The sequence below is a fragment of the Nocardia sp. NPDC055321 genome, from assembly GCF_053645575.1.
In genome coordinates, this window is record NZ_JBSHMS010000008.1 from 195,853 (window position 1) to 208,641 (window position 12,789).

Here is a 12,789-nt window from a genome sequence, read left to right on the forward strand (position 1 = left end):
TTCATCAATAACCTGTAGCACCACTAAATCAGATTTTTTTAACATGTTTATTTGGACGTGTTACCCCCCCGGGGGGGCGTGTGCCTGGCCACCCCCCGCGATGGTGGGTACCTCTCTCGAATCCATACCCCTATCCTACTCCTTCATAGCAAACATGAATAGCCCAATTCTATTGAGATACAACGCAATTCGGGCCAATCGGCTATTTTGCGCGACTAAAATTGCCCCCCGAAATATCGGGTGTTATCGAGCGCCTCCTGAGCCCGCCGAACCCTCTTCGCTATTCACCCCAACTCCGCCCATTCACCTGACATACGGTGGCGGAGTGAGTGATTCGCTGTATGAAACCGGCCACGGCCGACCTCCCTCCGAGCCCGGTGCGAGCGCCGAGCTGGAATGGCTGCGCCGGTGCCTACCGTGGGTCGGCTTCGGGGTACTTCTGGTCGCAGTGCTGTCGGCGGTCGGGGGAGTGGTGACCGGGGTGATCGTCGGCCGGCGGCTGGCGGCCCTCGACATCGCCGCGCTGGCCTGGCCCGAGTGCTCGATCTTCACGCAGCTGCTGGTGGTGCCGCTGGCGGTGGGAGTGGCGGCGGCCGGACTCGCGGCGGGAGTGCTGACGCGCGTGGCGGTTTCCGTGCCGCGAGCGACGGCACTCGGGTGGGGCGCGGTGGCGGCTGTGGTGCTGTTCGGAGTGTTCTGGGTCGTCGCGCGGGAAATCGCCACCGCCGCTGCCGAATGGAGTTCGCTGGCGATGACCGAGACCCCTCGCGAAGCCCTCGCGCACTACCTCGTGCGGCTCGCGCCGCCGGACCTGACGATGCGGTCGCTGCTGTCCGCGTTGCTGTCCGCCGTCGTGATGACGGCCCTGGTGGCGGTCGTGACACGACGTGGCCGACAGCGAGGAGCGCGCGGTACCACCCGGATCGCGGCGGCGTCGGTCATCGCGTGCGCGGCGGTGTTCGGTGCGGCGTTCAGTGTCCATGCCCTCGACGTCAAGAACTTCTGGCTCACCGAGGACACGGGTCCGCCCGAGGTTCGGATGCCGAATTAGCCCGTCGCACGGCCGAGACGGTATCGGTGCCGACGAGCTGGTATTCGGCAGCGGCCGAACATGTCGGGATACAGCGAACCCGAGCTCGATGCCACCGTCCAGTGGCAGCCGACAATACTGTGGACATCGTGACGACTGCGACTGAAAGGGCCTACGCGGCCCTGCTCGGGGTGTCCATCGGGGACGGTTTCGGGTCCGCGTACGCCGACCCGATCAATCACACCGCACTGCGCGAACGTTCCCTGCTGCCCGGGCCGTGGTTGTGGAGTGACGACACCGAGATGGCGGCGTCGGTGTTCGCGGTACTGCGCGACCACGGGCGGATCGACCAGGACGAGTTGGCGAAATCGTTTGCCGCGCACTACGACATCTACCGGTGGTACGGGCCGGGGACGGCTCGCATCCTGCGGCTGATCCGCGATCGCGACGCCGACTGGCGTGAGCTGGCGGGTGCTGCGCGAAATGGGCAAGGCTCGTGGGGGAACGGGGCTGCCATGTGGGTCGCGCCCGTGGGCGCGTTCTACGCGGACGATCTCGAGCGGGCGGCGGCGGAAGCGGCCGCATCGGCGACGGTGACCCACACCCATCCCGAGGGCATCGCCGGAGCCGTCGCCGTGGCGGCCGCCGCCGCGCTCGGCGTAGCGCAGCCGGGATTGCGGGGACGGGAGTTGCTCGAGACCGTCGCCGCGCGCACTCCGGCGGGGTTGGTTCGCGAGCGGATCGGCACCGCGGCAACCCTGCCGGGATCGGCGGATCTCACGGAAGTCGTTGCGCTGCTCGGCAATGGAAGCGAAACCTCCGCGCCGGACACCGTGCCGTTCTGCCTCTGGATCGCGGCCGGGGCATGGGCCGGCGACGAGGTCACGGAGGCCCTGTGGCGGACGGCGGCGGCGGGCGGGGACATGGACACGACATGCGCCATCGTCGGCGGGATTCTCGGTGCGCGACTGGGGATTTCCGGACTTTCGAGCGACTGGCGCGAGCGGTGCGAACCCCTGCCGAACTGGCTGGGTTAGGGATTCGCACCGGACCGGATCAGGGCATCTGCTGGGAGAAGCGCAGGTGATTGCCCCAGGGATCGCGAAAACCGCAGTCGCGCACCCCGTACGGCTGGGTGATGGGCCGCTGGGCCACCTCGACCCCGGCGCCCTCGAGACGCTCGAACGTGGCGTCCACATCGTCGGTGCCGAAGATCAGGGTGCCCTGCGCGCCGGTGGCTATCCGGGTGCGCGCACCCTGCTGCACACCGTCATTGGGCACCATCTCGGGCACCTCGAGCAGGAACTCGATCGTGGGCTGACTCGCGGGACCGAGCGTCAGCCAGCGGGCCTTGCCGAACGGCATATCCTGGCGGACCTCCAGGCCGATGGCGTCGCGGTAGAACTCCAGGGCTTCGCGCTGATTGCCGACGAGCACACTGACGTGGGTCAGTGCGAGGTCCTTGCCGCTGCTCAATTTCTCTACTCTCTGTCTAGCTCGATCGGAACGCTGAGGGGGAATACGCCGAGCAATGTAGCCGACGTGGCACAGATTCGCGCGGAACGGATTTCGGGCGGTGAGAGCGCCCGCGGGCTCGCTGTCCAGCGACGATGAGAGAGATTCGCTGCCGAGGGTACCCGTGGACGGGACACAGCCGTCAGCGCGGTGCGCAGGTCCCGGCAACCGAGCGGGCGGCCGGTATCACTCCGTGGGTTCGGGATCGTTGAGCGTCGCCGACTCGCCGATGTCGCCGATCACCCGATGTAGGCGCGCCCTGCCGTCGGCCAATTCGTATGTCACGCACGCGATGGCGCAGTTCCCGGTCGCGACCGCGCGCGAGACCACCATGGATCGCTCCACCAACAGCCGCCCGGTCTCGACTACGTGCCTGGCCTCGAGATCGTCGACGCCGGTCAACCCCTCCGCGCGGCCGATCAGGATGGACGGGGTGACCCGCTCGACGATGCTGCGGATGAAACCGCCGGGCACGTCGCCGCCGTCCAGCGCCTTGATGGTCGCGTTCACCGCGCCGCAGCTGTCGTGCCCGAGCACCACGATCAGTGGCACGCGCAACACCTCGACGCCGTACTCGATGGACCCCAGCACCGAGGAGTCGATCACGTGCCCGGCGGTGCGGACGACGAACATGTCCCCGAGGCCCTGATCGAAGATCAGCTCGGCCGCCACCCGTGAGTCCCCGCAACCGAACAGGATGACCGAAGGCTGCTGTCCGTGTACGAGTTTCGCGCGCTCGGCCGCGCCCTGACCGGGATGTTCGAGGGTACCGCTGGTGAAACGCTCATTGCCGGCGCGCAGAGATTTCCACGCGCCGATCGGGTCGGTCTGCGCCATGGTCCTCAGCATGGCAGCTCGAGCCGGATTCAGTGGGCGTACATGCCTATTACGGGTTGGTGATCGGGATGCAGCGTGGTGAGCAGGCTGCGCATCACATCCGCCGAGACCGCCACGCAGCCCGCCGTCGGCCCGTCGGTCGCCACGTGCAGGAAGAACGCCGAACCGGCGGCGGGGACCACCGGCGCCCGGTTGTAGTCGATGACCAGCGCGTAGTCGTACGCCTCCCCGGTGCGGCCGAGGTTCTCACCGGCCGTGGTGTCGAACGGGCACGCGGTCTCGGCGCAGCGGAATCGCTGGTTGTAGTACGGACTTTCGGTGTCCGAGACCCACCACCAGGTGTCGGACGAGCCGACGTCCAGGTACGGCAGCCGCGCCGCCGGAGCGGGCCGCCTGCCGAAACCCTCGGTCAGGGGAAAGATGCCCTGCGGGGTGTACGCCGAGCCTTCGCGCGCGTGCTCGGAGATGCCCTCGCCGCCCACCCGGGCCCGCGCCGCGAAGGTCTGCTTCCACTCGCGCAGGCGATTTCGCTCCCACAGTTCCAGCATCGCGTGCGAGGCTCCGGCCCGGGCGGTCACCCACACGACCTGGGATCCGGGCACCCGTCCGGGATCGAAGGGCGGTGCGTCGGAGGCGGGACGCGGCAGCATGATCAACGCCAGCAGCGCCGCTCCCACCGCGACCGCGGCCCGCGCCGCGCGGGCGCGGGTGCCGGACAGGCGCATTCAGCGCTCCGCTAGCGGGGTCGGCCACCCGTACAGGCCGAAGTTCTCCCCGCGCAGGTACAGGTCCACCCCGGCACTGGTGTACGGCACGGTGTCCGCGGGCAGCTGATCGATGGGGAACCACCGCAGGTCCGAGCACTTGTCCGGTTCGGCGTTGTAGGGCTCTCCCACCCAGCGGTCGGCGTGGAAGAAGAACCCGACCCGGCCCACCTCGTCCGGGGTCCGCACGTGCAGGCTGGCCGCCATGCGAATGTCCTTGCGGGTGAGGGTGATCCCGAGTTCCTCGGCCGCCTCGCGGATCATGGCGGCCTCGAGGTCCTCGTCGGCGTCGAGTTTGCCCGAGGGCAGATTCCACAGCCCGTCGGAGTAGCCGGTGTTGGCCCGGCGGGCGAGCAGCACCTCATCGCCCCGGGTGGCGATGAGCAGAACGTCGACGTGGCTGAGGTAGGTCATTGACCGGATTCTTCCAGCCCGGTCGCGCGGACGGCGCGAACGGGATGATCACCGGTGTGCCCGGGCGCGAGTCGGTATGCCGACACCCCCGGAAACGCGGAACCGGCCCCATGGACGGGACCGGTTCCGGGGTCGAACTCCGTCAGCCGGGCAGGTCGCTCGCGGCCGCGGTGTCCAGCAGCCAGGTGGTCGACTCGCTGCCGATCGCGCCCGCGGCCGGAATGTCCAGGGGCGAGGCGCCATTGAGCGCGGCGGCGACCGCGGCGGCCTTGGCCTCGCCCGCGACGATCAGCACCACGTGCCGCGAGCGCCGGATGGCGGGCAGCGTCAGGGTGATGCGCACGGCCGGCGGCTTGGGCGAATGCGTTTCCGCCACAACGAGTTCGCGGTCCTCGCGGGTCGCGTCGGTGTGTGGGAACAGCGAGTTGATGTGCCCCTCGCCGCCCATCCCGAGCAGGTGCACGTCGAACGCGCCGTACTGCGCCAGGTGTGCGTGCACCGCCGCGGAGTACTCACCGGTCGCCTCGAGCACGTCCGGATAGTCGCCGCTGGAGGTTTCGGTGGGATGCACCCGCGTGGGATCGACCGGCACGTGGTCCAGCAGCGCCTGGCGGGCCTGCAACTCGTTGCGCTCGGGATCGCCGGCGGGCAGATAGCGCTCGTCGCCCCAGAACACGTCGAGCTTGGACCAGTCGATGTCGCCCGGCGCCTTGCGGACCCACTCCAGCAACCCGATGCCGTTGCCGCCGCCGGTCAGCACAACCGAGGCCGACCCGCGCAGGCGCTGGGCCTCCACGACCAGCGCCACGAAGCGCGCGGCCGCGGCCATGACGAGTTCTTCGGTACCGGCGAAGGTTTCGACGACGGGCTCACTCATAGTTCACCTTTTCGATTCCGGTCAGGGCCTCGGCGTAGATCACGTCGGCATCGAGGTGGCGCAGTTCTTCGGCCAGGCAGTCCCGGGTCTCCCGGCGGGCCAGCGCGAAACGCTGATCCGGCTCACCGGTGCGGGTCAGGGTCGCGGTGCGGCCGTGCTGCGGGCGGGCGATCGAGATGGACACCGTCGGGCGCTTGACCTCCACCTTGAGCTCACCGGTGCGGCGCACGATCGGGCAGTCCAGGCGCGCGGCCAGCCAGCCCGCCAGCATGTCCAGCGCGGGCTCGTCGCGCAGACCCGACACCGTCACCGACTCCACGGCCTCGAACGGCGCCTCGTCCAGCGCGGCGGCCAGCAGGGCCCGCCAGTAGGTGATGCGGCTCCACGCCAGATCGGTGTCACCCGAGGCGTAGGAGGCGCGCCGCTTCTTGATGGTGCCCTGCGGATCCGGCGCGAACGTCGCGTCGGTGATGCGGCGCGTGGCCAGGCGGCCCACCGAATCCTTGGACGGGAACTCCGGGGCCCCGCGCGGCCACCACGCCACCACGGGGGTGTCGGGCAGCAGGAACGGGATCACGACACTGCTCTCGTGGCTGACCAGCTCACCCTGCAACCGCAGCACGATGACCTCGGCCGCGCCCGCGTCCCCGCCCACGCGGATCTGGGCGTCCAACCGCGTCGCGGCGTTGCGATCCCCGCGCGCCAGCACGATCACCCGGCAGGGGTGTTCGCGGCTGGCGTCGTTCGCGGCGTCGATCGCGTCCTCGGCCTCGGAGCTGTCCAGTGTGCACACCACCAGGGTCAGCACGCGACCCATGGTGACCACGCCGTTGGCCTCGCGCAGCTGGACCAGCCGCTTGGAGACCTCACGGGTGTCGGTGTCAGGCATGTCGATGATCATGGCCGCCGCCATTCCCGCCCGCTGCGCGCGAGCATCTCGTCGGCCGACTCCGGGCCCCAGGTGCCGGCCTCGTACGGATCCGGCTTACCGGTCGCGGCCCACTGCTCCAGCACGGGATCGAGGATGCGCCAGGACAATTCGACCTCCTCGTTCACCGGGAACAGCGAGGGAACGCCGAGCAGCACGTCCAGGATGAGCCGCTCGTACGCCTCGGGGGAGTCCTCGGTGAAGGCCTCGCCGTAGCTGAAGTCCATGTTCACGTCGCGGACCTCCATGGAGGAACCCGGCACCTTGGACCCGAATCGCATGGTGATGCCCTCGTCGGGCTGCACGCGAATCACGAGCGCGTTCTGCCCGAGTTCCTCGGTCATGGTCTGGTCGAAGGGCAGGTGCGGGGCGCGCTTGAACACCACCGCGATCTCGGTGACGCGGCGGCCCAGGCGTTTTCCGGTGCGCAGGTAGAACGGCACCCCGGCCCAGCGCCGCGTCTCCACCGCCAGGGTGATGGCCGCGTAGGTCTCGGTGCGCGAATTCGGGTCGAAACCCTCCTCCTGCAACAGGCCCACGACCGATTCGCTGCCCTGCCAGCCCGCGGTGTACTGCCCGCGCGCGGTGGTCTGTTCCAGCGGCTCGACCAGCTTGGTCGCCGAGAGGACCTTGATCTTCTCGGCCTGCAATTGCTTGGGCTGGAAGGAAACCGGCTCCTCCATGGCCGTCAGCGCGAGCAGCTGCAACAGGTGGTTCTGGATCACGTCGCGGGCCGCGCCGATGCCGTCGTAGTACCCCGCGCGCCCACCCAGGCCGATGTCCTCGGCCATGGTGATCTGCACGTGGTCGACGTAGTTGGCGTTCCAGATCGGATCGAACAGCTGGTTCGCGAAGCGCAGCGCCAGGATGTTCTGCACCGTCTCCTTGCCCAGGTAGTGGTCGATGCGGAACACCGATGACTCCGGGAACACCCGATTGACCAGCGCGTTCAGATCCAGCGCGCTGTCCAGGTCGTGGCCGAACGGCTTCTCGATGATGACGCGCCGCCACGCCGGCGGCTGACCCTGCGGGGCGATACCCGGTTGGGCCAGACCGTTCTTCGACAGCTGGTCCAGCACCACCGGGAACTCGTCCGGCGGAATCGACAGGTAGAAGGCGTGATTGCCGCCGGTGCCGCGATCGCGGTCCAGGTCCTTCAAGGTCGTCGCGAGCCGATGGAAGGCCGCGTCGTTCTCGAAAGTGCCCTGCACGAAACGCAATCCGTCCCGCAGCTGCTGCCACACCTCTTCCCGGAACGGGGTGCGCGAGGAGGAGCTCACGGACTCGTGCACGAGCGCCGCGAACTCCTCGTCGGTCATCTCCCGGCGGGCGAATCCGACCAGGGCGAAACCCGGGGGCAGCAGCCCCCGGTTCGCCAGGTCGTAGATGGCCGGCAGCAGTTTGCGCCGCGACAGGTCACCGGTAACTCCGAAAATCACCATGCTGCAAGGTCCAGCGATCCGGGGTACCCGGCTGTCCCGCTCATCGCGGAGCGGATTCCCCTTCGTGACCTTTGCCGCCGCGCGGGCTGCCACCGTCAGTTGCCTCCTGCTACCCGGAGCTGCTCGGTTGTGGCATCGAGCAGTTCCTGCCAGGACGTCACGAACTTCTCGACGCCCTCGGACTCCAGCACATCGAACACGTCGGCCAGATCGATGCCGACGGCGGCGAGCTGATCGAAGATCGCCTGCGACTCCGGTCCGGTGCCGGACAGGGTGTCGCCGGTGATCTCGCCGTGGTCCGCGGCGGCCTGCAGGGTCTTCTCCGGCAGGGTGTTCACCGTGTTCGGGCCCACCAGCTCGGTCACGTACAGGGTGTCCGGGTAGTCCGGGTTCTTCACGCCGGTCGAAGCCCACAGCGCGCGCTGGGCGTTCGCGCCGCCGGAGGACCGCAGCTGCGCGAACACCGAGGTGTGGTCGCCGCCGTCGAACACGTCCTGGTAGGCCGCGTACGCCAGGCGGGCGTTGGCCAGACCGGCCTTGCCGCGCAGCGCCAGCGCCTCGTCCGAGCCGATGGCCTCGAGCCGCTTGTCGATCTCCGAATCCACGCGCGAGACGAAGAACGAAGCGACGGAATGGATCTTGGCCACGTCGTGCCCGGCGGTCTTGGCGTTGCGGATGCCCGCCAGGTACGAGCCCATCACCGCGACGTAGCGCTCGACCGAGAAGATCAGCGTCACGTTCACGCTGATGCCCTCGGAGATGACCCGCGAGATGGCCGGCAGACCGGCCTCGGTGGCGGGAATCTTGATGAACAGGTTGGGCCGGTCGACGATCTTCCACAGCTCGATGGCCTGGGCCACCGTGCCGTCCTCGTCGTTCGCCAGGCGCGGGTCGACCTCGATCGAGACGCGGCCGTCCTTGCCGCCGGTGGCGGCGAAGACATCGGCGAACACGTCGCAGGCCGCGCGCACGTCATCGGTGGTGATGGTGCGAATGGTGGTGTCGACGTCCGCGCCCTGGGCGGCGAGTTCGTTCACCTGGGACTCGTAGTCGTGGCCTTGCGACAGCGCGGCCTGGAAGATCGACGGGTTGGTGGTGACGCCGACGACACTGCGGGTATCGATCAGGTCCTTGAGGTTTCCGGACCGAATTCGATTGCGCGACAGGTCGTCCAGCCACACCGAAACCCCGGCGGCGGACAGCGCCGCGAGATTCGCGTTCTGGGTCATGTTCTGACTATCCCTTCACCTTGGCGAGCGAGCGGGTGGCGGCGGCGACCACGGCGTCGGTCGTGATGCCGAACTCGCGGAACAGCGTCTTGAAATCGGCCGAGGCGCCGAAGTGCTCGATCGAGACGATCTCACCGGCGTCGCCGACGAAGCGGTACCACGGCATGGCGATTCCGGCCTCGACCGTGACGCGCGCCTTGACCGACGGCGGCAGCACCGAATCCTTGTACGCCTGGTCCTGCGCGTCGAACCACTCCACACACGGCATGGACACCACGCGGGTGCCGATGCCCTGCGCCTCGAGGGTAGCGCGCGCCTCGACCGCCAGCTGCAGTTCCGAACCGGTGCCGATCAGGATGACCTGCGGTGTGGCCGTGGAGGATTCGGCCAGCACATAGCCGCCCTTGGCGACGCCCTCGTACGAGGTGCCCTCCTGGATCGGCAGATCCTGACGGGTCAGCGCCAGCGCGGACGGGCCGTCCTGGTGCGGCGGCTCGGACACCGAGAAGTGCGAATGCCGTTCCGCGGAGTCACGTTCGAGGATGACGCGCCAGGCGTGCGCGGTCTCGTTGGCGTCGCCCGGGCGCACCACGTTCAGGCCCGGGATCGCGCGCAGCGCGGCCAGGTGCTCGATCGGCTGATGCGTCGGGCCGTCCTCGCCCAGGCCGATGGAGTCGTGGGTCCACACGTAGGTGACCGGGGTGCGCATGAGCGCGCCCAGGCGCACGGCGGGCCGCATGTAGTCGGAGAACACCAGGAAGGTGCCGCCGTAGGGACGCGTCGGGCCGTGCAGCGCAATGCCGTTGAGGATCGAGCCCATGGCGTGCTCGCGGACGCCGAAGTGCAGCGTGCGGCCGTACGGGTTGGCCTTCCACATGCCGGTGGAGATCGTCTCCGGGCCGAAGCTCGGGGTGTTCGGCATGGTGGTGTTGTTGGACTCGGCGAGGTCGGCCGAACCGCCCCACAGTTCCGGCAGCACCGGGGCGAGGGCGGCCAGGACCGCGCCGGACGCCTTGCGGGTGGCCATGCCCTTGGGATCGGCGTCCCACGACGGCAGCGACTCGGCCCAGCCCTCGGGCAGGCTGCGGGTCGACAGGCGATCGAACAGCGCCTTGTTCTCCGGGTTGGCGGCGGCCCACGCGTCGAACTGATCCTGCCAGGCGGCCTTGGCGGCCTTGGCGCGATCGGCGACCTGGGTGCGAGCGTGCGAGATGACAGCGGCGTCCACGTCGAAGTTCTTCTCCGGGTCGAAGCCCAGGATCTTCTTGGTGGCGGCGACCTCGTCCTTGCCCAGCGCGGCGCCGTGCGAGGCGCCGGTGTTCATCTTGTTCGGGGCCGGGAAGCCGATGATGGTGCGCAGCAGGATGATCGACGGCTTGTCGGTCACGGCCTGCGCGGCGGCCACGGCCTCCTCGATGCCGGTGACGTTCTCGCCGCCCTCGACGACCTGCACGTGCCAGTCGTAGGCGCGGTAGCGCTCGGCGACGTCCTCGGTGAAGGCGATGCGGGTGTCGTCCTCGATGGAGATGCGGTTGTCGTCGTAGAACAGGATCAGGTTGCCCAGCTGCTGGGTGCCTGCGAGCGAGGACGCCTCGGAGGTGACGCCCTCTTCCATGTCGCCGTCGGAGGCGATGACGTAGATGAAGTGGTCGAAGGCGCTCTCGCCCTGTGCCGCTTCGGGATCGAACAGACCGCGCTCACGCCGTGCCGCCATCGCCATGCCGACCGCCGAGGCCAGGCCCTGGCCCAGCGGGCCGGTGGTGATCTCCACGCCCGCGGTGTGCCGGTACTCCGGGTGGCCCGGGGTGAGCGAGCCCCACTTGCGCAGGTCGACGAGATCGTTCAGCTCCAGACCGAAACCGGCCAGGTACAGCTGCACGTACTGGGTCAGGCTGGAGTGGCCGCAGGAGAGCACGAAACGGTCGCGTCCCACCCACTCCGGATCGCTCGGATCGATCCGCATGATGCGCTGAAACAGCGTGTACGCCAACGGCGCCAGGCTCATCGCGGTGCCCGGATGTCCGTTTCCGGCGTTCTGGACCGCGTCGGCGGCCAGGACACGCGCCGTATCGACGGCTTTCGTGTCCAGGTCGCTCCAGTCGGTGGGGTGATGCGGCTGCGTGAGGGCGCGGATGTCGTCTGTGACTGACACGACCGAGGTTCTCCTGACCTTCTCGTGAACACTGAGGTTGTCGGCGGCTTCGCTGGCGGGGGGATGCGCGATGCGCCGACACGAGCATCCGACAGCGCACCGGACTACTACCACCCTAAAGGGGGCCGTTTCCGCGCTATACGGGAACCCGCGTTCACCGGCCGCCGTGTCGTGAGTTCGTGTCCGGGCGCGGACCTGCCCGTGACCGCGCGACGGCGCCGCGATACGTGACACGCCCGGGCGTACCCGGTGGAAAAATCACGAAATGCCCAGGGCAGGCCGACTTCACGAGTCCCGGACACGCACGAGAACGGGTGCCCGCGGCCCGTTTCCGGGAGGTCCGCGCCGAGTGCGAAAGTCCGTAACCGACCTGAACGGGACACCGGCGGCCGCGGGCACGCCGGAGCCGAGCCGAGGCCGCGGACACAGAGGGCGAATTAGCGATAGCTCGGCGTGGGTCTACCATTCCGTGTAGTAGTAGCCGCGCCGCCGGGGCCCGCACGCAGGGAAACGGCCGAGCGCGCTGCTGGTCGAGACCGGATCAAGTGCACGGCGTGCGAGGAGAAACAGTGCGGATTGGGCAACAGCCGGGTGGCGCTCACGGCACCTCCGGGACGGTGCTTGCTGAGCGCGTCACGGGCAGTGGACCGCTGGCAGCCGGCACCCGCCGGGTCCTGGCCTATATCGCGCTCACCAAGCCGCGCGTCATCGAGCTGCTGCTCGTGGCAACGATTCCCACCATGCTGCTCGCCGACCGCGGCACCGTGGACATTCGCCTCATCCTGGCCACGCTGTTCGGCGGCTGGATGGGTGCGGCCAGCGCCAACACGCTGAACTGCGTCGCGGACGCCGACATCGACAAGGTCATGAAGCGGACCTCCAAGCGTCCGCTGGCCCGCGAGGCCGTGCCCACCCGCAACGCGGCGATCTTCGGCATCACGCTCGGCCTCGGCTCGTTCGCGTGGCTGTGGTGGCAGGCGAACCTGCTCTCGGGCGCGCTGGTCGTGGCGACCATCCTGTTCTACGTCTTCGTCTACACCCTCGGCCTCAAGCGCCGCACCTCGCAGAACGTGGTGTGGGGCGGCGCGGCGGGCTGCATGCCCGCGCTCGTCGGCTGGTCCGCGGTCACCGGCACCATCGCGTGGCCCGCCATCGTGCTGTTCCTGGTCATCTTCTTCTGGACGCCGCCGCACACCTGGGCGCTGGCCATGCGCTACAAGGAGGACTACAAGGCGGCGGGCGTGCCCATGCTGCCGGTGGTCGCCACCGAACAGGTCGTCACCAAGCAGATCGTCATCTACACCTGGCTCACCGTGCTGGCCACCCTGGCCCTGGTCCCGGCCGCCGGCGCGATCTACGCCGCGGTGGCCATCGCCGCGGGCGCCTGGTTCCTGCTCATGGCACACCAGCTCTACTCGGGCGTGCGCCGCGGTGAGCCGGTGAAGCCGCTGCGCCTGTTCCTGCAGTCGAACAACTACCTGGCCATCGTGTTCTGCGGTCTCGCCGTCGACTCGGTGATGGGGTGGAACACGATCGGGAACATCCTGTTCGGCTGACGCCCGAGCTGATACATCGCGAACCGCCGCCGAGCACGTGCTCGG

The 12,789-nt window shown here is 68.8% G+C and carries 12 protein-coding genes; 3 read left to right on the forward strand and 9 right to left on the reverse strand.

From position 1 onward, the window contains the following. Positions 1 to 325: 325 nt before the first annotated feature. Both ACWIGI_RS15400 and ACWIGI_RS15405 read left to right on the forward strand, forming a co-directional pair. Positions 326 to 1,051 (forward strand): hypothetical protein, encoded by a 726-nt coding sequence (locus ACWIGI_RS15400; protein ID WP_454203018.1) that lies wholly within the window; start codon positions 326 to 328, stop codon positions 1,049 to 1,051. A gap of 128 nt (positions 1,052 to 1,179) precedes the next feature. Then, positions 1,180 to 2,067 (forward strand): ADP-ribosylglycohydrolase family protein, encoded by an 888-nt coding sequence (locus ACWIGI_RS15405; RefSeq protein WP_454203019.1) that lies wholly within the window; start codon positions 1,180 to 1,182, stop codon positions 2,065 to 2,067. A 19-nt stretch (positions 2,068 to 2,086) separates the two neighbouring features. Here the strand turns inward: ACWIGI_RS15405 and ACWIGI_RS15410 are convergent, their stop codons facing one another. The 9 genes from ACWIGI_RS15410 to tkt form a co-directional block, all read right to left on the reverse strand. Beyond that, positions 2,087 to 2,506, reverse strand: coding sequence for a VOC family protein (locus ACWIGI_RS15410; RefSeq protein ID WP_454203020.1), 420 nt, complete (start codon positions 2,504 to 2,506; stop codon positions 2,087 to 2,089). Between the two features lie 225 nt (positions 2,507 to 2,731). Continuing rightward, positions 2,732 to 3,382 carry a carbonic anhydrase gene (locus ACWIGI_RS15415; protein ID WP_454203021.1) on the reverse strand — a complete coding sequence of 217 codons (651 nt, stop codon included), beginning with the start codon at positions 3,380 to 3,382 and terminating at the stop codon, positions 2,732 to 2,734. A 29-nt stretch (positions 3,383 to 3,411) separates the two neighbouring features. After that, positions 3,412 to 4,107: a L,D-transpeptidase family protein gene (locus tag ACWIGI_RS15420; RefSeq protein WP_454203022.1), complete on the reverse strand. Its 696-nt coding sequence runs from the start codon at positions 4,105 to 4,107 to the stop codon at positions 3,412 to 3,414. Then, positions 4,108 to 4,560: an NUDIX hydrolase gene (locus ACWIGI_RS15425; protein WP_454203023.1), complete on the reverse strand. Its 453-nt coding sequence runs from the start codon at positions 4,558 to 4,560 to the stop codon at positions 4,108 to 4,110. 142 nt (positions 4,561 to 4,702) lie between these two features. Continuing rightward, positions 4,703 to 5,437: a 6-phosphogluconolactonase gene (gene pgl, locus ACWIGI_RS15430; RefSeq protein WP_454203024.1), complete on the reverse strand. Its 735-nt coding sequence runs from the start codon at positions 5,435 to 5,437 to the stop codon at positions 4,703 to 4,705. Then, positions 5,430 to 6,338: a glucose-6-phosphate dehydrogenase assembly protein OpcA gene (gene opcA / locus ACWIGI_RS15435; RefSeq protein ID WP_454203025.1), complete on the reverse strand. Its 909-nt coding sequence runs from the start codon at positions 6,336 to 6,338 to the stop codon at positions 5,430 to 5,432. Before opcA ends, pgl begins: the two co-directional genes overlap by 8 nt. Beyond that, complete coding sequence (zwf, locus tag ACWIGI_RS15440; RefSeq protein ID WP_454203026.1) at positions 6,335 to 7,900, reverse strand: glucose-6-phosphate dehydrogenase; 1,566 nt, start codon at positions 7,898 to 7,900, stop codon at positions 6,335 to 6,337. The genes opcA and zwf overlap by 4 nt, the downstream gene beginning before the upstream one ends. Positions 7,901 to 7,902: 2 nt before the next feature. Continuing rightward, the gene (gene tal / locus ACWIGI_RS15445) at positions 7,903 to 9,036 is read right to left on the reverse strand and encodes a transaldolase (protein ID WP_454203027.1); all 1,134 of its coding nucleotides are present in this window, start codon (positions 9,034 to 9,036) and stop codon (positions 7,903 to 7,905) included. 7 nt (positions 9,037 to 9,043) lie between these two features. Further along, positions 9,044 to 11,188, reverse strand: a complete 2,145-nt coding sequence (tkt, locus tag ACWIGI_RS15450) for a transketolase (RefSeq protein WP_454203028.1) — start codon at positions 11,186 to 11,188, stop codon at positions 9,044 to 9,046. Positions 11,189 to 11,757: 569 nt separating this feature from the next. On the opposite strand from tkt, the gene ACWIGI_RS15455 reads away from it, so the two are divergent. Then, positions 11,758 to 12,744: a heme o synthase gene (locus ACWIGI_RS15455; RefSeq protein WP_454203029.1), complete on the forward strand. Its 987-nt coding sequence runs from the start codon at positions 11,758 to 11,760 to the stop codon at positions 12,742 to 12,744. Positions 12,745 to 12,789: the final 45 nt, after the last annotated feature.